Source organism: Bacteroidota bacterium (genome assembly GCA_039821555.1).
Taxonomy (GTDB): Bacteria; Bacteroidota; Rhodothermia; order Rhodothermales; family Rubricoccaceae; genus JBCBEX01.
On the sequence record JBCBNX010000002.1, the window covers coordinates 46,112 to 69,223 of the forward strand.

At 68.1% G+C, this 23,112-nt stretch carries 18 protein-coding genes; 10 read left to right on the top strand and 8 right to left on the bottom strand.

Annotated elements, in window-relative coordinates; genetic code table 11:
- Window positions 1–52: 52 nt before the first annotated feature.
- On the bottom strand, window positions 53–1,372 hold the full coding sequence (gene argH, locus AAFU51_02950) for an argininosuccinate lyase (GenBank protein ID MEO1570205.1): 1,320 nt from the start codon (window positions 1,370–1,372) through the stop codon (window positions 53–55).
- A 163-nt stretch (window positions 1,373–1,535) separates the two neighbouring features.
- The gene (gene argB / locus AAFU51_02955; GenBank protein ID MEO1570206.1) at window positions 1,536–3,500 is read right to left on the bottom strand and encodes an acetylglutamate kinase; all 1,965 of its coding nucleotides are present in this window, start codon (window positions 3,498–3,500) and stop codon (window positions 1,536–1,538) included.
- A gap of 140 nt (window positions 3,501–3,640) precedes the next feature.
- On the opposite strand from argB, the gene fsa reads away from it, so the two are divergent.
- The 5 genes from fsa (at window position 3,641) to AAFU51_02980 (ending at window position 8,381) form a co-directional block, all read left to right on the top strand.
- Window positions 3,641–4,309, top strand: coding sequence for a fructose-6-phosphate aldolase (fsa, locus tag AAFU51_02960; protein MEO1570207.1), 669 nt, complete (start codon window positions 3,641–3,643; stop codon window positions 4,307–4,309).
- A 243-nt stretch (window positions 4,310–4,552) separates the two neighbouring features.
- A complete protein-coding gene (locus AAFU51_02965; protein MEO1570208.1) occupies window positions 4,553–5,161 on the top strand; it encodes a sigma-70 family RNA polymerase sigma factor in 609 nt (202 codons plus the stop codon).
- 164 nt (window positions 5,162–5,325) lie between these two features.
- Window positions 5,326–6,192 (top strand): hypothetical protein, encoded by an 867-nt coding sequence (locus tag AAFU51_02970; protein ID MEO1570209.1) that lies wholly within the window; start codon window positions 5,326–5,328, stop codon window positions 6,190–6,192.
- Between the two features lie 391 nt (window positions 6,193–6,583).
- Window positions 6,584–7,978: an NfeD family protein gene (locus tag AAFU51_02975; GenBank protein ID MEO1570210.1), complete on the top strand. Its 1,395-nt coding sequence runs from the start codon at window positions 6,584–6,586 to the stop codon at window positions 7,976–7,978.
- 1 nt (window position 7,979) lies between these two features.
- On the top strand, window positions 7,980–8,381 hold the full coding sequence (locus AAFU51_02980) for a GNAT family N-acetyltransferase (protein ID MEO1570211.1): 402 nt from the start codon (window positions 7,980–7,982) through the stop codon (window positions 8,379–8,381).
- A gap of 1 nt (window position 8,382) precedes the next feature.
- Here the strand turns inward: AAFU51_02980 and AAFU51_02985 are convergent, their stop codons facing one another.
- The 6 genes from AAFU51_02985 to AAFU51_03010 form a co-directional block, all read right to left on the bottom strand.
- Window positions 8,383–8,895: a PaaI family thioesterase gene (locus AAFU51_02985; GenBank protein ID MEO1570212.1), complete on the bottom strand. Its 513-nt coding sequence runs from the start codon at window positions 8,893–8,895 to the stop codon at window positions 8,383–8,385.
- 59 nt (window positions 8,896–8,954) lie between these two features.
- Window positions 8,955–10,421, bottom strand: coding sequence for an MBL fold metallo-hydrolase (locus AAFU51_02990; GenBank protein ID MEO1570213.1), 1,467 nt, complete (start codon window positions 10,419–10,421; stop codon window positions 8,955–8,957).
- Between the two features lie 114 nt (window positions 10,422–10,535).
- Window positions 10,536–10,805: a hypothetical protein gene (locus AAFU51_02995; protein MEO1570214.1), complete on the bottom strand. Its 270-nt coding sequence runs from the start codon at window positions 10,803–10,805 to the stop codon at window positions 10,536–10,538.
- A gap of 293 nt (window positions 10,806–11,098) precedes the next feature.
- Window positions 11,099–12,262 (bottom strand): Fic family protein, encoded by a 1,164-nt coding sequence (locus tag AAFU51_03000; GenBank protein MEO1570215.1) that lies wholly within the window; start codon window positions 12,260–12,262, stop codon window positions 11,099–11,101.
- 200 nt (window positions 12,263–12,462) lie between these two features.
- On the bottom strand, window positions 12,463–14,613 hold the full coding sequence (locus AAFU51_03005) for a glutamine synthetase III (protein ID MEO1570216.1): 2,151 nt from the start codon (window positions 14,611–14,613) through the stop codon (window positions 12,463–12,465).
- Between the two features lie 96 nt (window positions 14,614–14,709).
- Entirely contained in the window at window positions 14,710–15,198 is a 489-nt protein-coding gene (locus AAFU51_03010) for an Lrp/AsnC family transcriptional regulator (protein MEO1570217.1), read from the bottom strand.
- 426 nt (window positions 15,199–15,624) lie between these two features.
- On the opposite strand from AAFU51_03010, the gene AAFU51_03015 reads away from it, so the two are divergent.
- The 5 genes from AAFU51_03015 to AAFU51_03035 all read left to right on the top strand — a co-directional run bounded on the left by AAFU51_03015 (window position 15,625) and on the right by AAFU51_03035 (window position 23,069).
- Window positions 15,625–16,509: a sugar transferase gene (locus AAFU51_03015; protein MEO1570218.1), complete on the top strand. Its 885-nt coding sequence runs from the start codon at window positions 15,625–15,627 to the stop codon at window positions 16,507–16,509.
- Between the two features lie 299 nt (window positions 16,510–16,808).
- Entirely contained in the window at window positions 16,809–17,627 is an 819-nt protein-coding gene (locus tag AAFU51_03020; protein ID MEO1570219.1) for a TolC family protein, read from the top strand.
- Complete coding sequence (locus AAFU51_03025; GenBank protein ID MEO1570220.1) at window positions 17,624–20,104, top strand: hypothetical protein; 2,481 nt, start codon at window positions 17,624–17,626, stop codon at window positions 20,102–20,104. The genes AAFU51_03020 and AAFU51_03025 overlap by 4 nt, the downstream gene beginning before the upstream one ends.
- A gap of 124 nt (window positions 20,105–20,228) precedes the next feature.
- Window positions 20,229–21,554 carry a glycosyltransferase gene (locus AAFU51_03030; protein MEO1570221.1) on the top strand — a complete coding sequence of 442 codons (1,326 nt, stop codon included), beginning with the start codon at window positions 20,229–20,231 and terminating at the stop codon, window positions 21,552–21,554.
- Window positions 21,555–21,557: 3 nt separating this feature from the next.
- Window positions 21,558–23,069 (top strand): lipopolysaccharide biosynthesis protein, encoded by a 1,512-nt coding sequence (locus tag AAFU51_03035; GenBank protein ID MEO1570222.1) that lies wholly within the window; start codon window positions 21,558–21,560, stop codon window positions 23,067–23,069.
- The last annotated feature ends 43 nt before the right edge of the window (window positions 23,070–23,112 follow it).

Sequence of the window (23,112 nt, forward strand, 5' to 3'; positions counted from 1 at the left end):
GGATGAATGCGCGAGCGCCGAGGTGGGTTCGCGAGCGTTTGTCTGGGCGAGCCTACTCAAACCGCGCAGCAAGGTCGGCGAGCGCCGCACGCAGCGGAGCCGTCACGACGTGGCCCGGCGTGCCCGGCGTGGCGTAGGCGGCCAGCGCCTCCGCATCGGGCGGCGTCGAGAGGGCGTCGAGGCGACCAGCTACGGCGCGGTAGGCGTTGCGGAACGGCACGCCGCGCTGCACGTCGGCCAGCGCCTCGTCGGTGGCGAACAACTCGGGCGAGAGGGCCGCGCGCATCCGGTCGCGGTCGAAGGTGAGGGCAGGCAGCCCCGCGGCGAGGGCGGCGAACAGGTCGAGGCTGAGCAGCGTCGCGCGCATCGTGGCCTCCTTCGTGAGTTGGAGGTCGCGGTGGTAGCCGCCCGGCAGGTTGGCCGGCAGCGTGAGCAGCAGGTGCAGTTCGGCGGTGAGGCGGTGGTAGGTCGCCCGCGCGAGTTCAAGCACGTCGGGGTTGCGCTTCTGCGGCATGATCGACGAGCCCGTCGTGTGCGCCTCGGGGAGCGTGACGAAGCCGAACTCGGCCGTGGCGAAGAGCACGAGGTCGGACGCGAGCCGGTTGGCCGTCGCGCCGAGCTGCACGAGCGCGTGGACGACCTGGGCGTCGAGCTTGCCGCGCGAGAGCTGCACGGCCGGCGTATGGACTTGCATGCCCTCAAGTCCACCGCCGAAGCCCAGCCGCTCGGCGACGCCTTCGCGCGGAAGGTCGAGGCGTGGCACGCCATACCCGGCGGCGCTGCCCCACGGCGAGACGTTGGTGGCTGCCCGCGCTTCGGTGAGCGTGCGAAGATCGGCGACGAGCAGTTCGGCATAGCTGGCCGCCCAGAGGCCCGCCGTGGTCGGCATCGCGCGCTGGAGGTGGGTGTAGCCCGGCATCAGCGCGTCAGCGTACGTGTCGCCATGGTTGAGGAGGGCTTCCGTGACAGCCGCAGCCTGCTCGGCGACGGCGGCGAGCGCGTCGCGCAGCCAGAGGCGCAGCGCCACGAGCACCTGATCGTTACGGCTTCGCCCCGCGTGGATCTTCTTGCCCGCATCGCCCAGACGGGCCGTGAGCTCGCGTTCGAGGACCGTGTGGCAGTCCTCGTCCTCCACACGCACGATGAGCGTGCCCGCCTCGGCCTCAGCTTTGATCGCGTCGAGCGCCTCGGCCACCTGCCGATGCTCGTCCGCCGTCATTACGCCGATCTCGGCAAGCGCCCACGCGTGCGCCTCGCTCCCGACGCAGTCGTAGGGCAAGAGCAGCGTGTCCCACCGCCAGTCGTCGCCGACGGTGAAGCGGACGACCCAGTCGTCGGGGGTAGCAGCGGAGGTCTTGGACCAGATAGCCATGGGAAAGCAGAAGTGAGAAGTTCGAAGGGTGATGTGGGAGGTGCCGGCTGGCCACTTCGTAAATCGACGCAGTCCCCCTACCCAAGTCATCCCCGAGCACGCGGAAAGCGAAGCTTCACGGAGTAAACCCATGAGGGAGCGCGGCGTCAGCGCAGGATAAAAATCAGGACGCCCCCCCGAAATAGGCTTCGACAATCGCCCGGTAGACGGTCACCGCGCGCTCGACCTCAGCAGCCTCCACGTGCTCGTCGGGCGTGTGCGAGAGCTCGCTGCGGCCGGGGCCGATCTTGACCGTCGGCACGTCGTGGAGGAAAATCCAGTCCGAGGCTGTGGGCGACCCGAACGGCGTGGCGTCGGCGACGAGGCCGGGCAGGGCGCGCTGGCAGGCCTGGGCGATGCGCGCGTCGGCGGGCGTGGCGCACGGGATCAGGCGACGGCTGTAGACTTCGACCTCGCTCTCGACAGCGTCGCTGATGAGAGCGATGAGACCGCCATGGGGGTAGGTCGGCGTCGAGCGGATGTCGAGCGTGATCGTGCAGCGGTCGGGCACGACGTTCTTCGCGCCGCCCGCCTCGATGAGCGTCGGTGTGACCGTCGGGAGGCCGAGGAACGCGTCGGGGCGGTCGAAGGTGAGCGCCTGCAGCGCGGCGAGGTCACGTGCGGCGACGTGGATCGCGTTCTCGCCGAGGTGCGCGCGTGCGGCGTGCGCGGTGCGGCCCGTCGCGTGGAGGCGGAGGATGAGCAACCCCTTCTGCGAGAGGCAGGGGCGCAGCCCCGTTGGCTCGCCCACCAGTGCCGCAGCCGGTTGCGGCATGGCGGCACCAAAGAAGTCGCGGCGGAGGTGTTCGACGCCGTTGTAGTCCTTGCTCGCCTCCTCGCACGCGGTCAGCGCGACGACGAGCCGCCCGCCCGCCGGCTCGAAACCGTCGCGGGCGAGCGTGAGGAGCGCCGTCAGCATCGCCGCACCGCTCGCCTTCGCATCGACGGCCCCGCGCCCGTAGACCTTGCCGTCCACGAGGGTCGGCTCGAAGGGGGGATACGGGTGGTCCGACGACGGCGGCACTACGTCGAGGTGCGAGTTCAAGAGCAACACGTCGTCGCCGGTGCCGAGGCTCACGACCACATTGTCCGCCACACGGTCCACCGTCACGCACGAGCCGCCGTGCTCGCGGGCGTACGCCTCCACGAAGTCGGCAGTCTCCCGCTCCCGATTGCTCAGCGACGGGAAGCGGATGAGGGCAGCGTGGAGGTCGAGGATTGAGGGTCGCAGGTCGAGGGTCGTAGGTCTGCCGAATCCCTCTTCCAGCCCTTCGCCCTTTTGTTCGTCCGCCCCTTCCAGTGCAAGCCTTGTCCCCCCGCCCAGTCCTGTCGGAGCCGCAATGCGCACAGTGCCAACGCCGCGCCGCAGCGCCTCGAAGCCAACGTCGAGCTTGACGCGCATCCCGGCGTTGAGCCAGCCGTCGCGCTTGCCGGCCTCGGCACCGTCGGGCGTGATCGCGTCGAAGCGCGTCGTGGGATCGCTGAGGTTGCGGTAGACGCCGCCCGCCTCGGCGGCGAAGACGAGCGCCTCGGCTTGCAGCGCCGCGGCGAGTTCGAGCGCGATCGTGTCGGCGTTGACGTTGTAGAGCGCGCCGTCCGCGTCCATGCCGATAGGGCCCATAACCGGCACCAGCCCTGCGTCGAGGAGCGTCGTCAGCAGGTGTGTGTCGACCTCCTCGACCTCGCCGACGTGCCCGAAGTCGATGGTTTCGCCGTCGACGGTCCACGGGGGACGGCGGCGGACCCGCACGAGTGCCCCGTCAGCGCCAGTCAGCCCGACCGCGCGAACGCCCGCCGCCTGCGCCGCCGCGACGAGCCGCGCGTTGAGCCGTCCGGAGACTTCCCAGAGCAGTACGTCGAGGTCGAGTGCTGTCGTGACACGTCGCCCATGGACCATGCGCGGCGTGTGGCCGAGCCGTTGCGCCAGTGCCGTCGCCTGTGGCCCGCCGCCATGCACCATCACAATACGGTTGGGCACGACGCGGTCGAGGCCCGCCACCGCGTTCCAAATGGCGGCAACGGCGGCCTCGTCAGCGAGCAGCGCGCCGCCGAGTTTCAGCACGGTCGTGAAGCGTGGCGTGGCAGTCATGAGTCGTCAGAGGCGAGGAGTGCGAGTATAGACACCCTACGCGTGACGAGGCCGCGAACTCGCACGCCGCGCCTGCGTGTGCCCCGTCGGACGTACCATGTCTCTACCCCTTTCCGCTTTCATCGCCTCCTCCGACCGCCATGCAGTTCTTCATCGACACCGCCTCCCTCGACGAGATCCAGGAAGCCGCCGACATGGGCGTCCTCGACGGCGTCACGACCAACCCCTCGCTCATGCGCAAGGAGGGCGCGAGCGACTTCCACGCGCATATCCACAAGATCTGCGAGATCGTCCAGGGCCCGGTTAGCGCCGAGTTGGTCGCCACGGAGTACGACGCGATGGTCGCCGAGGGCCGCGAGCTGGCGAAGATCCACGAGCATGTCGTGGTGAAGGTGCCGCTCATCCTCGACGGCATCAAAGCCATCAAGACGTTCACGGAGGAGGGCATCCGCACGAACTGCACGCTCTGCTTCAGCCCCACGCAGGCGCTCATCGCGGCGAAGGCGGGCGCGAGCTACATCAGCCCCTTCATCGGCCGCCTCGACGACATCTCGACCAACGGCATGGAGCTGATCCGGCAGGTCGTGACGATCTACGAGAACTACGGCTACGAGACGGAAGTCCTCGCCGCCTCGATCCGCCACCCGATGCACGTGGTGGAAGCCGCCGAGATGGGCGCGGACGTGGGGACGATGCCGCTGGGCGTGATCAAGAAGCTGCTCAAGCACCCGCTCACGGACAGCGGCCTAGAGCGCTTCCTCGCAGACTGGCAGGCCTACCTCGACGCGACGGGCCAGGAGAACGCGTGAGGGCTCGTCCCCGGCGGACACGCCCACGCTGCTGGACGGGGCACGGCTGGCGAGCGGGGTCTACGTGGTGCGGGCCGAGGGCGCGACGTTCGCGGCGACGCAGCGGATCACGCACCTCAAGTGAGGCTGGGGCGGATGACGCAAGGCGCTCGCCCCCAGCGATCTCGGGACTGCGTAGCGCGGTCGGGCCTGTGTCCGTAGTTTCGCGGGTCCACCGTCCCTCGTTTCGCGACCGCGCCCCGCATGGCCCGCCCGTCCGACACCGCTCCGTCCGCGTCCAGCGAGCAGGACCGCACGCTCGTGGAACAGGCGCTCGGCGGCGACCAGCGTGCCTACGAGCAGCTCGTCGACAAGTACCAGGGCGCGCTGCGGCGGCACGTCGGGCGCATGGTGCGCAATCAGCGCGAAGTCGAAGACCTCGTCCAGGAGGCGTTCATCAAGGCGTTCTCGTCGCTAGAGTCCTACCTCCCGACCTACGCCTTCTCGACGTGGCTCTACAAGATTGCCACCAACCACACAATCGACTACCTCCGCAAGAAGAAGCTGCCGACGTTTTCGATCGACAAGCCGCTGCAGGCCAAGGACGGCGAGATCCACTACGAGCTCCCGGACCAGACCTACCGGCCAGACCAGCACGTGGTGCAGGATCAGCGCCGCGAGTTGATCGAGGCGGCCATCGCGCAACTGCCAGAGAAGTATCACCGCGTGATCGTGATGCGGCACCAGCAGGAGCTGAGCTACGAAGAGATCGCGGCGGCGCTCGACCTGCCGCTTGGGACGGTGAAGGCGCACATCTTCCGCGCCCGCGCCCAGCTCTACAAGTTCCTCAAGGACCAGCGGGCCGATCTGTAGTCAGGATTATCGGCTGATACGCTCAGCGTTCGTCAGCGCCGACGGCTGACCGGTGCCCGGTGGTGACCGTTTCGAAGAACGTGGGGAGGCGCAACAGGGTGTAACTCTCACGAACGGCACCTCGTAGCGCTCAAGCTATGACCCACATTCTAGCCTTTCCCGCTTTGTCTCTGCTCCTAGCAGCCTGGGTGCTTCCCGCGCCCGAGGTACACGCGCGGATGCAGCAGCAATCGTACACCTTCGAGGCCAGCGCAGGCGACGAGCGCTCCCTGGAGGCCTCGCTCGACATCGGCCTCGGAAGCGTGCGGCTGCGGGCCATGAACGACCGCGCGTTCATTTTCCGGGCCGAGGGCGTGCTGCGCGACGAGGCCCTCCGCCCGTCGTTCGAGTACGATGCCGACGGCGCACACGGCGAGGTCGTCCTCGACGTGGACACGGGCGAGGGCGTGTCGCTCGGCGGGTTGCGCGGCGCCGAGGAGAACCGCTGGGCGCTCTTCGTCTCGGACGATGTCACGCTGGACCTCGACCTGGCCCTGGGCGTCGGCGAGGCCGACCTCGACCTGACCGGCCTGCGCGTGGAGCGCTTCGAGGTCGCAACCGGCATGGCCCGCACACGCGTCCTCTTCGACCGGCCCAACGCAGTGCCTATGAAGATGCTCAGCGTGGAGGCAGGCATGGCGCCTGTCGAGTTGCTCGGGCTGGGCAACGCGCGCTTCGAGCGCCTCGAGTTCGAGGGCGGGATGGGCTCGTTCCGGCTCGACTTCTCCGGCGACGCCTTCCTCGCAGGGGCCCGTGCCGATATCGAGGTCGGCATGGCAAAGCTGCACCTCGTCCTCCCGGACAACAAACCCGTCGTGCTCGTGGCGCCCGACTCGTGGGTGTCGCGTGTGCGCATCCCCAACGGCTACATCAAGCACGACGAGGGCGTCTGGCACAGCCCGTCTGTGCGCGACCCGTCGGACGCGCTCCGCATCGAAGTGGAGGCCGGCATGGGGAGCATCGAGTGCGTGCTGGCCTCGGACGCGCGGTAGGGCTGGCGGCGCAGGCTTAGCACAGCAGCGCGTAATCGGATCTTGGCGGCCTCGTAGTCCAGGCTCTACACGGTTGCACCCTACCCTGCGACCCATTTGCCCAAGACCGACCGCGCCGCTCTAGCGCCTCTCTACCCTGCGCAATCGACGAAGCCGCGTGCCGACACGCGCACCAGCACAAACGCCACTGCACCCGGAACCGGGATCGAGGTGATCGTAGGCGGGGTGCTTGGATACGCGCCCGGTGACGTAGCCGTTGGTGCCGGCTCCGGGCTGCCAGTCGGGGCGCTTACAGGCTACCTCGGCAGGCTCGTGCAGCGATGACGCCCGAATCTTCGGGCCGGTGCGAGCGTAGCAGAACGCCCTGTTTTGTCCTGAGTCCCTTACCGTCATGCGCGCCGTCTTCGTTGCTCTGCTTGCGATGCTCCTGAGCGTCCCCGTCGTCACTTCGGAGGCGACGGCCCAGGACGCTAACCTCGCCCCGCTCGCGTTCGCTGAACCGCTCAGCGACGGGTCGGTCTACGAGGTGCCCATCGAGGGCATGATCGACAACGCGCTCGCGCGCTACCTCGACCGCGCACTCACCGACGCCGAGGCAAACGACGCGGCACTCGTCGTGATGCACATCGACACGTTCGGTGGGCTGGTCGACGCCGCCGACGAGATCCGCAAGCGGCTCCTCGACACGCCCATCCCGACGGTCGCCTTCATCGACCGCAACGCGGCCAGCGCGGGCGCGCTGATCTCGTTCGCTGCTGACAAGATCGTGATGGCGCCGGGCTCGTCCATCGGCGCGGCGACGGCCGTAGACGGCGCAGGCGAGAAGGCCCCGGAGAAGATCCAGAGCTACATGCGCGGGCTGATGCGCTCCACGGCCGAAGCCAACGGGCGCGACCCCGACCTCGCCGAGGCGATGGTGGACGAACGCATCGTGGTGGAGGGCGTCGTGGATGAGGGCGAGCTGCTCACGCTCTCGACCAGCGAAGCCGTCAGCCTGGGCCTCGCCGACGCGGAGGCCCCGACGCTGGACGCGCTCCTGAAGCTCCTCGCTGTGGACGACCAGGCGTTGGTGGAGCACCGCGCGAGTCGTCCGGAGCAGATTCTGCGCTTCCTCGGCTCGCCCGTGGTCGCGTCGATCCTGATGCTCATGATGATGGGCGGGCTCTACTTCGAACTGCAGACGCCGGGCGTGGGCTTCGCGGGCGCCATGGCCTTCGTCGGCGCGTCGATGTTCTTCGCCCCGCACTACCTGCTCGGCCTCGTCGAGAGTTGGGAGATCGTGCTCTTCTCGGTCGGGGTGTTGCTCTTGTTCGCCGAGATATTCGTCGTGCCCGGCTTCGGCGTGGCGGGCATCCTCGGCATCGTGTGCACCGTCGGCGCGCTCTTCGCGGCGCTCGTCCCCAACGTGGGCCTCGACTTCCCCGATGGCCTCGCCATGGCCCGCGCCTCGGCGACGCTCGCCGCGACGCTGGTGCTGCTGGTCGCGCTCGCGTTCTCGCTCGGGCGGATGCTGCCCACCTCGAAGCGGTTCGGCGCGCTCGTGCTCAACCCTGAGCTCACAGCCGCCGAGGGCTACACCTCCGCCGCGAGCGACGACGGCCTGCTCGGCCTGACGGGCCGCACGCTCACCGGGCTCCGGCCCGCCGGCGTGGCCGAACTGGGCAGCCAGCGCGTGCAAGTCGTCTCGCAGGGCACCTTCATCGACGAGGGCGTCGAGGTGGAGGTCGTCAGCGTGCGCGGCGCGCGCGTCGAGGTGAAGCCGGTGGTCCGCGAGACCCCGGCGTAGGATGCCGCCGCTTGCCCTCGCTTTGTCTGCGGAGCCCACGGCGCAACCCGCCGAGGTGCAGGCGCTGCTCGGCCAGACCGATTGGGCCGATGGGCGTTCCCTCGACGGGATCGAACGCCTGCTTGCAGCCGGCCCCTACGTCACGGCTCGTGCCCACGGGCAGCTCATCGGGTTTGCCCGGGCGCTGTCTGATGGGCGCTACCGGGCGCTGATCGAGGACGTGATCGTCGACGCCGAGTGGCGCGGGCGCGGCGCGGGCGAGGCACTCGTGCACCTGCTCCTCGACACGCACCTGAGCAATGTGGCGCAGGTCCACCTCGGCTGCGAGGAGGCCAATGTGGCGTTCTACGAGCGCTTCGGCTTCGAGCGCACCACAGGGCCGCGCATGATGCTGATTCGCTAGCTCACCCGAGCCGCGCCAGGCCGCGCTCGCCGAGCACCGCGAACGTGCCTGTCCCCTCGGCATGGAGCGTGCCGTCGGGCCCCACGAGGCGGACCGTGACCGCCATGCGACCTTCGCCGTCCGGGAGGGACGCTGAAGCCTCCGCCGTGGCGACGATGCCTAGCGGCAGCATCGCGAGGAACCGGCATGTGATCTCGGCAGCGACCGAGGGCTTGCCACGCAGCAGCGCCGCCGTACCCATCGCCTCGTCGAGCACCGCCGCCATCGCGCCGCCGTGGACGTGGCCGGGCGGTCCCTCCGCGCCGGGACCAAACCACACGCGGACGACCGTGTGCCCGTCACCACGCGCGGGGTCGTGGTAGTAGCGCAGCAGCAGCCGGTCGGGGTCGTCGTCCAGGAACGAGCGCGTGCCGAACATCTGGTTGAACTGGACGAGCGGGGTCCAGCCCGGCTCACCGTCCAGGGCCTCCGGGGCGAGGTCTACCGGCCACGGCGCGGAGTTAACAGTGTTCATCGTCTGTGGACAAGCCGAGATGGATAGGGCACCAGGCCCCAGTGGATGGAGGACATCCGTCAGACCTCGTAGACCTCGCCGTGCGCGGGGATAAGTACGTCCGTCTCGGGGTGGAAGAACCGGATGTTGTCGGCCATCCACTCCTTCGCCTCGGCGTCGCCGTGGACGAGCAGGACGCGCGCTGGGCGCAGGTCCTCGACCACCTTCAGGAGATCGCGGCGGTGAGCGTGGCCGCTGAACCGGTAGCGCTCGACCTCACAGCGCAGCGGCTGCGGCCCCTCGAACGTGTCGATCACCACCTCGACGTCTTCGCCCGTGCGCGCCCGTTCTTGGGCGGCGGCGAGCATCCGGCCGCCCGGCGAGTCTTCCTTCGAGAAGCCGACGAAGTAGATGCTGTGCTTCTCGTGCCCGGCCACGAGCGTGGCGAGCTTGTTCGAGAGCGTGCGTTCGAAGAGCATCCCGCTCGACACCACAAAGATGCCAGGCTCGTTGAGCAGCTTCGGGAGGCGGCTGTCGCTGCGCGGAACGCGGCGCTGGTCCACGGCGGCCACCTCGAAGTCCTCGTCGAGGCGCGGCGAGGTGTGGCGCGTCTGATCGTAGACGTTGGCGAGCGCCCGCATCGACCCGGCGGTGTAGACCGGGAGGTCGGCGGGGAGCATCTTGCGGCGCTTGAAGCGGTCGACCATCGCGAGCACCTCCTGCGCGCGGCCGAGCGCGAACACGGGCACGAGCGCTACGCCGCCCCGCTCGATGGTGCGGGCGAGTGCCTCGCCAAACGCCTTTTCGGTCGCCTTGCGCGAGCGCAGTTCGGCATCGGGATCGGCCCCGAGTGTGGTTTCCAGGACGAGCAGGTCGAGCGGGCCGCGCGGGAACTCGGCGCCGGGCTGAATGACCTGATTCTGGAGGCTCACGTCGCTCGTGTAGAAGATGCGCCGGAGCCCGTCGGGCGTGTCCAGTTCGAGGAAGACGCCGACTGCGCCGAGGACGTGTCCTGCGTGGTAGAGCCGCGCCGAGATCGCGTGGCCGGGCGGAGTTGCGGCGGCGTTGAGCGAAAAGTCGGTGTCGAGCGGGTGCGTCTCGTAGAGGTACGACAGTGCCTCAGCCGTCTCGACGTCGAAGACAGGCGCGGCGGTGGAGGAGCCCTCGCGGAGGCGCCGCTTCTGGAGACGGGCCGAAGACGGCAGCAGGATGTCGGCGAGGCGGGCCGTCGGGCCGGAGACGTGGACGCGCGCTTGCGGGAAGCGCTGGATAAGCACCGGCAGCGCACCGAGATGGTCGTGGTGCGCATGCGTCACGATGACCTGCTCTACCGGTCGCCCGTCGAGCAGCTTGAACGCGGGCAGCGCGCGGAAACCGTCTTCCTCCGGGTCCATGCCCGCGTCGAGGACGATGCCCGTGTCGGCCAGTTCGAGGTAATGGCACGACGCCCCGATGACATCGTCATCGCCAAGGTTGAGGTAGCGCACCCGGAGCGAGGCGGGGATATCGGACGCCGTGCGAGGCGTGTTTGCGGAAGTCGGTTGCATTCGTCGTCCAACCGGAGGAGCCGGGGGCGGTTTCATCGCCGTCCGCCTCTGCACGACATCTGCACGGGTGGGGTTACACGACCACAGCCTAAACCCCTCCGCGAGGCAGGGCGGCTACATTCCCTCGCGTGGTGGCTCGGGCATGGCGTCGGCCTTCTTGTAGATCGCACCCGCGCGCGCCTTTTTCTTGGCAGCGCTCCACCTCGCCCTCCAGACGGGGCCGAAGCCATAGCTCGGCGCCACGATGCGGCGCGGTCGACCTGGAGCGGGACCGCGCTTCTCCCGGTGCTCGCGCATCCAGCGACGGCGCTGCTCGCTGGGGGAACGGACGCTACGGGGAAGCGCTAGCCAGACCACGGCGCACAGCGCAACGGCCAGACCCATGCACACCAGCATGGACACAAGTGCTGATACAATCATAAGAGCGACCGAAATGTTTGGTGGCCGTGCCTACGGCAATGCCCTACGGCACCGTGACCCCCTACGGTTACGCCCTGACGCGGCGCGGCCCGTCCCAGCCGAAGCCAGAGCGGGCCGCCCGAACCGTACAGTGCGGCGGTTGATTGGTGTCGCGGTGAGGCCACCGCCCCACAGTGGCACTCAAACACCGCTGCACTTTGCTGCCTCACGAGCCGTATCCCATGGTGAAGGTGTTCAACCGAGCGAGCCGCGTCGTATCACAGCGGTTCCGTGCCGCGTTCCAGGATGGCGAGGTACGGGCTATAGAGATACGTCATCCGATACGAGCCGCCCGTGACCTCGCGGGTGATGCCGAGCCGAGCCATATGATCGAGCGCGACCCGTGCCGTCGGTTGAGAGAGGCTACTCCGACGTGCTGCCTCCTTGATGGTGAGCAGAGGTTGACGCTGCAGCACCTCATGAACGCGGAGGGTAGAGCTAGCCGCGCCACCTGTCCCTTCGCGAATGCGAGCGCGGTCCCGCTCGAAGAGCGCGAGGATGTCGCGCGCGGTATCGACGGCCTGTTTCGAGGTTTCCTGTACGCCCCGCAGGAAGAACCGCAGCCATGCCTCCCACTCGCCATGCGTGCGGACGCGCTGGAGGCGCTCATAGTATTCGTCGCGGTGGGTCTTGAAGTAGAGGGAGAGGTAAAGCAGCGGCTCAGCGAGCACGTCCTCGGCGCAGAGCAGAAACGTGATGAGGAGCCGACCGACGCGCCCGTTACCGTCGAGGAACGGGTGGATCGTCTCGAACTGGACGTGCGCGAGCGCCGCCTTGATGAGGACCGGCGTACCCGGCTCATAGAGGTAATGCTCGAAGCGATCGAGGCACACCATGACCTCGCTGACAGGCGGCGGGACGAAGCGGGCTGTGCCTGGGCGGCTTCCGCCGAGCCAGACCTGCGAGCGTCGAAATTCGCCAGGTGTCTTGTCTGCGCCGCGACCGTCCTGGAGCAACACGCCGTGGATCTCCCGGATCAACCGGAGCGAGAGCGGAAAGCCGCTTCGCAGCCGCTCCAGCCCATGATTCAGCGCGGCGACGTAGTTGGAGACCTCCCGAACGTCATCCAGCGGGACGCCGGGCGTGCGATCATCTTCGAAGAGCAGCAGGTCGCTCAGCGACGACTGAGTCCCTTCAATCTGTGAGGACAGGACGGCTTCCTTGCGAACGTAAAGGTAGAGGAACAGCTCGCGATCAGGGAGTAGGGTTGAGATACCGTCGAGGCGTCCCAGAGCGCGGTTGGCACGCTCCATCAGGTCATAGTCCGCTGATCCGAGTTCGAGCTCAGGCGGGAGCGGGTCGGGAATAAACGCGCGCACCGTCTCCCCGCCAGCCGTGAGCGAACGGTAGGTGCCGGTCGGCGATGTGGTCTCTTCGGACATAGCGAACACAAAAGACTTTCGAATCGGAGCGATTAATTTAAAAGAATGCGACTCTTCTTTTAAATACGACGCCTAAAACGCAGCGCGGCCCGCCCCAGCCGAAGCCAGAGCGGGCCGCCCGAACCGTACAGTGCGGCGGTTGAGTGGTGTCGCGGTGAGGACACCGCCTCACAGCAGCACGGCGACGCCGCCGCCCTCTCCTACTTGACGAACAGCATCTCGCGATAGGTGGGCAGGGGCCAGAGGTCATAGGGCACCTCGCCCTCCAACTCGTCGCAGGCCGCGCGGACCTTCGCCATCGCTGGGACCACCTTCGTGACCATGTAGCGCGACTCGTCCTTGGCCTTGTGCGCACCTGCGATAGCCCGCTTCAATGCCGTCGACGCCTTCTGGAGCGTGTTGATGGCAGTGTTGACGTCCTTCGCGATGGCCGCCATGCCGTCGAGCTTGAGGCCGTCGCCCGCCTCGTCCATCGTCTCGACGAGGTCCTTGAGGTAGCTGATCGCTGCCGGGAGCACCATCGTCTTGGCGATGTTGAGCGTGGTCGCCGCCTCGATGTTGAGCGTGATGGCGTACTGCTCCGAGAACACCTCGTGGCGCGAGGCAAGTTCGGCCTCGGAGAGCACATCGTAGGTCGAGAACACGGCGACGTTCTTCTCGGCCATCATCTGGTCGAGGGCGTCCGGCGTGGTGCGGAGGTTGAGCAGGCCGCGCTCCTCCTCGGCCTCCTTGTGCCACGCGTCAGAGTAGCCATCGCCGTTGAAGATGACCGGCATGTGCTCGGCGATGGACTCGGCGATGACGGCCTGGAGCGCGGCTTCGAGGGCCTTCTTGCTCTTCTTCTTGCCGAGCGTGTCCTTGAGCTTCGTCGCGAGGTCCTCGATGGCTTCCGCTACGATGGTGTTGAGGACCGTCAGCGGGAAGCTGATCGACTGGCTCGACCCGACGGCGCGGAACTCGAACTTGTTGCCGGTGAAGGCAAACGGCGAGGTGCGGTTGCGGTCGCCCGCGTGGCGCGGCAGCTCCGGCAGGACGGGCGTGCCGAGGCCGAGGAAGCCCGACTGCTTGCTCTCGGTGGCCTTCCCGCTCTCCGCGATCTGCTCGTAGACATCGGTGAGCTGGTCGCCGAGGAAGATCGAGATGATCGCGGGGGGCGCTTCGTTGGCACCGAGGCGATGGTCGTTGGCCGCCGTCGCGATCGAGATGCGGAGGAGATCCTGATGCTTGTGCACGGCCTGGATGACGGCGGTGCAGAAGAAGAGGAAGACGATGTTGTCGTGCGGCGTGTCGCCTGGCTCCAGGAGGTTGAGGCCGGTGTCGGTCGCCATCGAGAAGTTGCAGTGCTTGCCGGAGCCGTTGATCCCGGCGAAGGGCTTCTCGTGGAGCAGGCACGCCATGCCCATGCGCTTGGCGGTGCGCTGCAGCGTCATCATCATGACCTGCTGGTGATCCGCGGCCACGTTGGTGTCCTCGAAGATCGGGGCGATCTCGTACTGGCCGGGCGCGACCTCGTTGTGGCGCGTCTTGACCGGGACGCCGAGCCGGTAGAGCTGCTCCTCGACGGCGTTCATGAACGTCATCACGCGCTCCGGAATCGAGCCGAAGTAGTGGTCGTCGAGTTCTTGGCCGCGCGGCGGCTTCGCGCCGACGAGCGTGCGGCCAGCTGTCATCAGGTCGGGGCGCTGCTCGTAGAAGCCCTCGGCGATGAGGAAGTACTCCTGCTCCGAGCCGCAGGTCGAGTAGACGCGGCCGACCTTGTCGCCGAGGATGCCGAGCGCGCGGGTCGCCTGCTTGTTGAGCGCCTCCATCGAGCGGAGGAGCGGGATCTTGTGGTCGAGCGCCTCGCCCGTCCAGGACGTGAAGGCTGTCGGGATGCAGAGCGTGCCGACGCCGTTGTGCTCCACGATGAAGGCGAAGCTGGTCGGGTCGTAGGCCGTGTAGCCGCGCGCCTCGAAGGTGGCGCGGAGGCCGCCCGACGGGAAGCTGGAGGCGTCCGGCTCGCCCTGGAAGAGCTCCTTGCCCGAGAACTCGGCGATCGCGCCGCCGCCCTGGTTGGGCGTCACGAACGAGTCGTGCTTCTCGGCGGTGCGGCCGGTGAGCGGCTGGAACCAGTGCGTGTAGTGCGTCGCGCCGTGCTCGACGGCCCACTCCTTCATGGCGAGCGCGATGGCGTCAGCGACGGTCGCGTCGAGCGGCTCGCCCTTTTCGACGGTCGCCACGACGCGCTTGTAGACCGACTTGGGCAGGCGGGCCTTCATCTGCGTGAGGCCGAAGGAGCGCTCCCCGAAGATCGAGGGGATGTCGAGGGCGGCTTTGCCGTTTTTCGAGACGGCGGTGGAGGTGGCGGGCATGGGCTTCTGGGAGTGTGAGGGTCTGGGAGGACGTGGGTCGGGAGGACGCCGGGCGAGGTCGGGCGTGCACGTTCACGCGTGCGCACCTCTTGTACCTCATTCGCCGTTTTGGTAGAGGATCATCGGCTCGACGTGGAGCTGGCTGGTCTCCTTGAGCGACGTGAGGACGATGGAGGTCTGGGTGCCGCGCACGCCGGGGATGCGCTGGAGGCGTGCGAGCAGCTTCTCCAGCGTGGACGTGTTGCGGGTGCGCGCCTTGATCATGTGCGACCCCTCGCCGGTGATCGAGTGCAGTTCGAGGACCTCAGACATCTCGCTCACGCGTTCGATGAAGGCCTCGTAGTGCTTCGAGCCATCCACGGAGACACGGATGAAGGCGGTGATGTCGAGGTGGAGCCGCTTAGGCGTGAGGACGGCGTGGTAGCCGGAGATCACGCCCCGCTCTTCGAGCTTGCGCATGCGCTCCGAGACGGACGGCACCGACAGCCCGACGTGCTCGGCGATCTGGTTGCGCTTGATGCGGCCGCTCGCCTGGAGCAGCGCCAGGATTTGGGCGTCGATCTCGTCGATTTTTTCTACGGACATACGGGCCAGGGCACTAAACGGTGGCTTAAGAGGAAAACGGCGGCACTGAAAAACTAGGCGTGCCGCGAAGACTTATCCAGAGGTCTGCCTAAAAAACAAAGGCGATCCACGATAGGTTCACAAAATCCAGGAGCGCATACCTGGACAAATCGCATGGAAGCGCTACCGGCGCGTACCTCCGTGGAGAGGCGGTCCGGGGAGGGCCGCTGCAGACGCCAACGGCGGAGCCTATGGGTTACAAACCGGCACGGTGAAACCGATGGGGGCACCCAGCGCTCGTTTCCGCTTGGAGGGGAGCGGTGGCACGCCGATACCAGCGGCCACTCACCACCGCGCCCTACCACCGCGCACACCACCATACCTACTCCAATGCTAGCTGCTCACGCCAGAGAAGCTTTGCCGCTCTCTGTGCCCTCACCTTCTGCTGTGCTCCCTCGTCGCCCTGACCATCTCGCGAAGGCCTTCCGGGCTCCCCGGGACGGCAAGGCCGTGGAGCACCTCGCCTTCCGCGAGGCGCTGCCCGAGGCGTCGGCGCCCAACTCGTCCTGGCTTCGCCGCAAGGTCAAGCGCGCGCTCGACATCGCCCTGGCTGGCACCGCCTTGCTCATCCTGAGCCCGATCCTCCTCGCCGTCGCGGCAGCCATCCGTCTCGAGTCTCCGGGGCCTGTGCTCTACGCCTCGAAGCGCGTCGGCAGCCGCTATCGCGTGTTCAAGGTCTACAAGTTCCGCTCGATGTATCAGGACGCCGACCAGCGGCTCAAGGACCTGATGCACCTCAACCAATACACCGCGCAGGAGGAGGGAGATCAGGTGGTTCCTAGATCGCTGGACACCTGCGCCGAGTGCGAGCGTCTCGGCACGCCGTGCTCGTCGCAGATGATCGACAAGGACGGTATGCCTGTCTGCGAGAAGCTCCTGCTCGCGCGCAAGAAGCAGCAGGCGAGCAACGTCTTCGTGAAGCTTCAGAACGATCCCCGCGTGACGCGCGTCGGTCGCTTCATTCGCAACACCTCCATCGACGAGCTGCCGCAATTGCTCAACGTGGTCAAGGGCGACATGAGCCTGGTCGGCAACCGACCGCTGCCGCTCTACGAGGCCGAGCAACTCACCGCCGACCCGAGCGTGCTCCGCTTCGACGCGCCCGCCGGGCTGACCGGCCTGTGGCAGGTCACCAAGCGCGGCAAGTCCGACATGTCGCCAGAGGAACGGATCGCCCTCGACAACAGCTACGCCGAGGATCATACCCTCGGCGGCGACTTCAAGATCATGTTCCAGACTATCCCCGCCATGCTTCAGAAAGAGGACGTGTAACAGGTCGTTTCTACCGACCGTCCGTATTACACATTCACCGCCCCGCTCCACGATTGGTAATCGAGGGGCGGGGTGTCGTTGGTCGGCCTCTGGAGGAATCAGGGCCGCGCAACCGGCGAAAAGACGCCAAAAAGACCACTGCCGGTCCTATCTCGTTGTCAAGGACCTAGCAGAACTGGGCAACGCTGGAACGCGGAGGATGAGGTCCACTTGGTCATGGCGGAGCGGAATGGGGTTTGCCAAATCAGAGGTCCCGCCATCCCGTCTCGTCCGTGCTACGTCTCTTTTCCCGGCTGCGAATGCCCCTCCGGCGCGCGGTGCTGCTCCTCGGCACCGCGCCCGTGCTGTGCGCGATTGCCACCGCCCAGCCGCTCCCGGCGCCGCCCCTGCCCGCTGCGCTGACTACCAATTCCGGGCCGATGCTCGCCGCAGACCTAGCCCCTTTGCCTCCCTTGGACGTGGTGCTCCTGGCAGCACGGGACCACTCGCCGCGCCTGCGCATGGAGGCCGCTGCGGTCACCCAGGCTAGCGCCAACCTGCGGGGCGCGAGCGCGCTCTGGCTCCAAGGCATCACCGTCGGCGCCTCGACCAACTATGGCTCCACCGGCAACGCGACGCTTGACGAGGTCACACTGGGCACCCAGACCACCATCGGGATCCGGCTTTCGCTCTACGACCTCTTCGGGCGGCGCCACGACGTGCGAGCCCAGGAAGCCCGCATCACGCAAGCGCGCGAGCAAGAGCAGATGGTCCAGATCGAGGAAGACCGGTTTGTGACGCAGCTGTACCACGAAGTCGTGCTGGCCGAGCGGCTGGTCGGCGTCCGCAGCGAGGCGCTGCAGGCTGCACGCAGCCACTATGCCGTCGCCGAGCGCGCCTTCTCGCAGGGGCACCTCTCCGTTGCTGATCTCGCGCAGGTCACGCAGACCAAGGCCTCCGCCGAGGCCACCTATGAGTCCGCGAGCGCCGAGTACCGCAACGCCTACGCGCAGCTCGAGCTCGTCGTCGGGACCTCGCTGCGCGCCCTCACCGAAGAGCCGGTCGTGCTGCGGAGCGGGAGCACGCCCCCCCACGAGCACGGCGGCGGGCAGGCCATCACCGAAGACGACGGCCGATGACGCCCCGCTCTATCCTGCGCATGCTGCGGCAGCGGTGGCTCTGGCTGCTGCTCGGCCCCGTCGTAGCCGTGGCATTGGTGCTCTTCGCCACACGCAACGCGCCCGACACCTATGCCTCGGAGTCGGTGCTCTACACCGGCCTCGTCTCGGGCTACACCATCGAGTCCTCGGCCAACGACCGCGTCGACTACCTCACCGTAGCCAACGCCTTCGACAACCTCGTCAACCTCGTCAAGGCGCGCACCACCGTCGAGGAGGCCGCGCTGCGGCTGCTCGCCCGGCAGCTGGTGACGGAGCCCGAGCGCCTCGCCGTCTTCGACTCGGAGCGTGCGCCCTACATCCTGGCTCTCATCGACGGATCGCGGAGCGAAACACGCGTGCTCGAACGCCTCCGCGCGGCCAAGCACCGGCCTGAGAGCGAGGTCTACGAGTTGCTCCTCCAGGGCAACACCCCTTTCGCCGTGGACGAGATCCAGAAGCAGCTCGGCGTGTCGCGCGTGGGGGCGTCCGACCTCATCAAGATGCGCTACGTGTCCATCGACCCGCAGCTGTGCCAGTGGACGCTGGAGGTGCTGCTGGAGGTAGTCACGGCACGGCACCAAAGCATGAAGACGCGCGAGACGGGCAACGTGGTCGCCTTCTTCGAGCGCGAGGTCAGCCGAGCGGAAGACGAACTCGCCAACCGCGTCGAGGCGCTGCGGGCATTTGGCGTCGACAACCGCGTCATCAACTACAACGAGCAGACGAAGGCCATCGCGGGGCAGAAGGAGGCCATCGCGGCCGAGCTTCAGCAGGAGCTGCAGCGCCAGGCTGCCGCCGAGGCAGTCGTGCAGGAGTTGGAGGCACGGATGGTGCAGCAGCAGACGCTCGCCGTGCGCAGCGACACCATGCTCGTGCTGCGCAACCAGCTCGCCGAGGCCACCACGGCCGTCGTGCTCGCCGAGGCAGGCGGCGTGCCGCGCCCCGACCTCCGCCGCCGTGCTGACAGCCTGGAAGCCGAGCTTACCCGGCAGGCCGCCGCGCTCTATGACCTCGCCAGCTCGCGCGAAGGCCTCAACCGCGAGAACATCGCTGACGCCTGGCTCCAGAAGCTCCTCGACGCCACAGACGCCCGCGCTCAGGTCGTGCTCCTCGAACAGCGCCTCCAGGAGTACGGCCGGTACTACGACGAATTCTCGCCGCTCGGGGCTACCCTCACCACCCTGGAGCGCGAGGTCAGCACGGCCGAGCAGACCTATCTCGAACTGCTCAACAGCCTCAACATGGCGCGGATGCACGAGCAAAACATCCAGATGGCCTCGCGCCTCGACGTGGTCGATGCGCCGTTCTTCCCGGAGGAGCCGGAGGGGTCGAACCGCCTCCTCCTGGCCGTCGGCGCGATGGTGGGCTGCTTTGGATTGCTCGCGACGATGTTTGTGCTGATCGAGCTGTTCCACCCGACGATCCGCTCCATCGAGCGCGCCCGCTCGATCACGAAGCTTGAGGTGGCCACAGCCTACCCGCCGATCCAGGTGACCCCGCCCCGCCTGCTTGCGCGGCTGCGCAGTCGGCTTTCTCGGCAGGAACCAGACGAGCACGACGCCTTCGTCTACGAAGAGGAGCACGACGCTGAGAGGGCGTCGGCGCGCTCGCGGTTTGGGTGGCAGCGCCTCCTCCGCAAGACCGACCCGCTGGAGACGACGCTTGCGGCCTCGCCCGACGTTCCCAGGCGTCGGTCGCCACACGACGACCTCCACGACGTGCTGCGGAGGCTCGACCTGCACCTCGTCCGTGCGGTGAAGCTGCACCTTCTGGACCGAGAGCGCCCCGAAGCACAGGGCGGACCTCTGCGCCTGACGGTCGTGGGCGCGCTGCCCGAGGACGGCGTCGCCCTCATCGCCACGCGCCTCGCGATGATGCTCCGCGATGACCACGAGCGTGTTCATCACGTCGCCCTGACCACGCGCACCGACCCCAGCCAGGCCCCAGTCCCGGGCGACTTGCTCGGCCCTGGCTTTGCCACTGATGTGGCACGCTCGGTGGTGTCCGACCTCCAGGTCTACGAAGGAAGCTGGAGCCCGCGTGCAGGCTCGGTCGAGGCGAAGCACTCCCATCCCTCGGAAGCCAAAAACGGCACCAGGGCGAAGCGTCGTCGCCGGAAGGGTGGGAACGCCAAGACCGAGGTCCTGGCCGCGGACTCGGCCTCAGCCTCGCCGGCCCCCGACGTGTCTGGAGCCGATGTCGTCGTGATCGAGCTGCCGCCGATGGTCGAGCATGCGGCCCCGCTGCAGGTCGTCCGCGATGCCGACCTCGCCCTGATGGTGCTCCGCGCCGACCGCACCTGGACCGATGCCGACCAGCACGCGCTCAGCGCGCTCAAAGCCGCGCACCCGCACCCCATCCTGCTGGTGCTCACCGAGATGAACCGCGATTTCCTTAACGGCCTCACCGCACGCGGCCTCCCGATCCCGCCCTTCCTACGCCCCATCTTCGGCTAAACGCAGCGGGCTGCTCCCCCCGCATACCCAATTGGGCCAAGAAAATCGCCGCCGCCCATCGCCTCAGACGCAGGCTGACACGGTTTTTGCCCAAGGACGAACTCACCACAGGCCTCGCTCCGCCATGTTCGACTCGTTTTCCTCCTCGGCGCCGGAAGCCGCGCGGCTAGCTCGCGCCCCCGGGGCGCTCGCGCCTCCGAAGCACACCGGGGACATCCTCGACGCCGACCTCGTGTGCGTCGCGCTGCCAACGTGGGACGGCGACTATATGAAGTCGACCGTGCACCTCGTGCGAGCGCTGGCCGCGCGCCACCTCGCACCGGGGCGGCAGGCGCTCTACGTCGACTATCCGTTCACGGTCAAGGATGTCGTCCAGACGCTCCGGGGCCGCCAACGAGCCCCGCTGCAGCGGATGGCTGGGCCGCTCATGCCGGGCGGCGAGGACCGCCTGCGCCGCATCGAGATCGGCGACGGGAGGGCGGTGCACGTCCTCACGCCTCCCGTGACGGCGCCCGTGAACGGGCTGGCGCCAGGCATCGCGTACGACGCGCTGCTCGGCCTCAACGGGCGCGTCGTCGGGGCCGCGATCCGGCGGGCGATGCAGCGGCTCGGGATGAGCGCGCCGGTGGTGGTCAACGCGTTCAACCCGTTCCTGGGTGTTCCGCTTGCAGGGCGCCTCGGCGAGCGGCTGCTAGCCTACTACTGCTACGACGAGATCAGCGCCGCCTCGTGGAACCGCCGCCATGGCACCCGCCTCGAAGCGCGGTTTCTCACGCAGGCCGACGTGGTCGTCGTGTCGAGCGAGGCGCTTCTGGCCAGCAAGCGCGAACACCACGACCGCGTGCGCCTCGTCAAGAATGGCGTCGACTTCGATCTCTTCCACGAGGCCTACGACGCCGATCCCACTGCCGAGGCCGACCCCACTGCGCGAGCCGAGCGCCCGTGCGTGGGCTATCTCGGCAGCCTCGACGACCGGCTCGACTACGACCTGCTCCACGCCGTCATCCAGGCGTCGCCGGACTGGCGGTTTCTCTTCGTCGGGCGCCTCGTCGACGAGCGGGCGCACGCGCTGGACTCGCACGCGAACGTCGACCTCGCGGGGGCGCAGCAGCCCGCTGCGCTACCGGGCTTTCTCCGGCAGATGGACGTGGGCACGATCCCCTTCGCACGCACGGCCTTCACGGCGAACATCTACCCGCTCAAGATCAACGAGTACTTGGCGGGCGGGCGGCCTGTCGTCATGACGCCGTTTGCCGACCTGCGCGAGTTCGCCGGGCTGGCCACGGTGGCCGAGACGGCGGAGGCCTTTCGGACGGGGCTCGCCGAGGCGCTTGTGCCCGCGGCCCTGGAAGTCGTCGCCGCGCGCATGGAGGCAGCCCGAGGCAATGCATGGCCGGGCCGGGCCGCGGCGTTCGCGTCGGTGCTTCAGCGGGCTCTCCCCCCTGCCTAGCCGATGCCGTCCTTCGCCTCCATCGTAGCGCTGGCTCAACGGCCGCAGGTGCTCGCCATCGTGACACAGCTCACGGGGGCCGGCTTTGCGTTCGCGAGCTTCGTGCTGCTGGCGCGGACGCTCGCCCCGACCGACTTCGGCGCGTGGGTGCTCTTCCTGACGGCCGTGACCTTCCTCGACATGGTGCGGCACGGGCTGGTGCAGTCCGCGCTCGTGCAGCGCTCGGCGGGCTCCACGCCTGCGCAGGAGCGCACGCTCATGGGCGGCGCGTGGGTGCTCGGGCTGGTGACAACGTCGGTGCTTGCGCTCGGCGTCTTCGCGATCGGGCGGCTGCTCCCCAGCGCGGGGGCGTTCTGGCTCTTCTTCGACTGGTACCCGCTTCTCGCCGTGGCGGCCCTTCCCCACCTCGTGGCGACGTGGAACGGATTGGCGCGTGAGCACTTTGGGCGGCTGCTCGTGCTCAAGGTGATCCTCGCCGGAGGCTTCGCCGTGTTCGTGGTGGCCAACTTCCTGGCGCCCCACCTGCACTGGGCACAGGCCGGCCTCAGCGGCATTGCCCGGGCCTACGTCGGCATCCACCTCGCCGCCAGCACGCTCATGCTGGCGCTCGGCTGGACCCGCCTCCGCACGCTGCGCCTTGCCACACACCGTGCCGTACGGACGCTCTATCGCTTCGGCCGCTACAGCGTCGGGACGGCGCTTGGGAGCAATCTCCTCCGCAGCGCCGACCAGTTCATCCTCGGGCTCTGGCTCGGCCCGGCCGCCGTCGCGTTCTACGGCGTCCCGCAGAAGCTGATCGAGATCGTCGAGATCCCCCTGCGAGGGCTCGCGCAGACGGCGATGCCGTCGCTCTCCCGCAAGGCGCGACGCGGCGACACCGAGACGTTCGCGCGCTATCTCCACGCGTGGGTCGGTGGGCTCTCGCTCGCGCTGGTGCCGCTGCTCGTGGTGGTGTTTGTGTGGGCCGAGGCCTGCTGCGTGGCGCTCGCCGGCGAAGCCTACCGCGACGCCGCCCCGCTGCTGCGGCTCTTCGTCGTCTATATGGCGCTGCTGCCGCTCGACCGCTACCTCGGGCTCGCGCTCGACGCGCTCGGTCGCCCGGCGCTCAACATGATCAAGGTGGCCGTGATGGTGACCGTCAACATCGGCGGCGACATCGTGGCGCTCGCCGTGCTGGGCTCGGTGGAGGCCGTCGCGGGCGTGACGATTGCGATGACCCTCGTGGGCGCCACGCTCGGTGTCGGCTTTGCGAAGCGGTTTGTGCCCTTCAGCGTCCGCGCGACGATCAAGGCTGGCCCGCCCGCGCTGCTCTTCCTCCTGCGCGGCCGGGCTGCCGCCGATGACCTCGACGACGAGGCAGACATCCCGGCGGAGAACCCTGAGCCTACGCCGCTGGACGACGAGGCCACACGTCCTTCGGCCAAGCCGTCGGTTCTGAGCGATGGGCGTGCCCCACTGAGCCACATCCATCCCGCCCCCCCAAGCCCTCCTCTCCAGGAGGGGAGCTTGTCCTAGGCGACACCCGAAGTCGCCCCATCCGATCCCTGCGTCCCGCACC

Bases quoted from the DNA above. Each gene is read 5' to 3' on its own strand.
- argH (MEO1570205.1), bottom strand. From the start codon at position 1,372: ATGGCTATCTGGTCCAAGACCTCCGCTGCTACCCCCGACGACTGGGTC.
- argB (MEO1570206.1), bottom strand. From the start codon at position 3,500: ATGACTGCCACGCCACGCTTCACGACCGTGCTGAAACTCGGCGGCGCG.
- fsa (MEO1570207.1), top strand. From the start codon at position 3,641: ATGCAGTTCTTCATCGACACCGCCTCCCTCGACGAGATCCAGGAAGCC.
- AAFU51_02965 (MEO1570208.1), top strand. From the start codon at position 4,553: ATGGCCCGCCCGTCCGACACCGCTCCGTCCGCGTCCAGCGAGCAGGAC.
- AAFU51_02975 (MEO1570210.1), top strand. From the start codon at position 6,584: ATGCGCGCCGTCTTCGTTGCTCTGCTTGCGATGCTCCTGAGCGTCCCC.
- AAFU51_02980 (MEO1570211.1), top strand. From the start codon at position 7,980: ATGCCGCCGCTTGCCCTCGCTTTGTCTGCGGAGCCCACGGCGCAACCC.
- AAFU51_02985 (MEO1570212.1), bottom strand. From the start codon at position 8,895: ATGAACACTGTTAACTCCGCGCCGTGGCCGGTAGACCTCGCCCCGGAG.
- AAFU51_02990 (MEO1570213.1), bottom strand. From the start codon at position 10,421: ATGCAACCGACTTCCGCAAACACGCCTCGCACGGCGTCCGATATCCCC.
- AAFU51_02995 (MEO1570214.1), bottom strand. From the start codon at position 10,805: ATGGGTCTGGCCGTTGCGCTGTGCGCCGTGGTCTGGCTAGCGCTTCCC.
- AAFU51_03000 (MEO1570215.1), bottom strand. From the start codon at position 12,262: ATGTCCGAAGAGACCACATCGCCGACCGGCACCTACCGTTCGCTCACG.
- AAFU51_03005 (MEO1570216.1), bottom strand. From the start codon at position 14,613: ATGCCCGCCACCTCCACCGCCGTCTCGAAAAACGGCAAAGCCGCCCTC.
- AAFU51_03010 (MEO1570217.1), bottom strand. From the start codon at position 15,198: ATGTCCGTAGAAAAAATCGACGAGATCGACGCCCAAATCCTGGCGCTG.
- AAFU51_03020 (MEO1570219.1), top strand. From the start codon at position 16,809: ATGCCCCTCCGGCGCGCGGTGCTGCTCCTCGGCACCGCGCCCGTGCTG.
- AAFU51_03025 (MEO1570220.1), top strand. From the start codon at position 17,624: ATGACGCCCCGCTCTATCCTGCGCATGCTGCGGCAGCGGTGGCTCTGG.
- AAFU51_03030 (MEO1570221.1), top strand. From the start codon at position 20,229: ATGTTCGACTCGTTTTCCTCCTCGGCGCCGGAAGCCGCGCGGCTAGCT.
- AAFU51_03035 (MEO1570222.1), top strand. From the start codon at position 21,558: ATGCCGTCCTTCGCCTCCATCGTAGCGCTGGCTCAACGGCCGCAGGTG.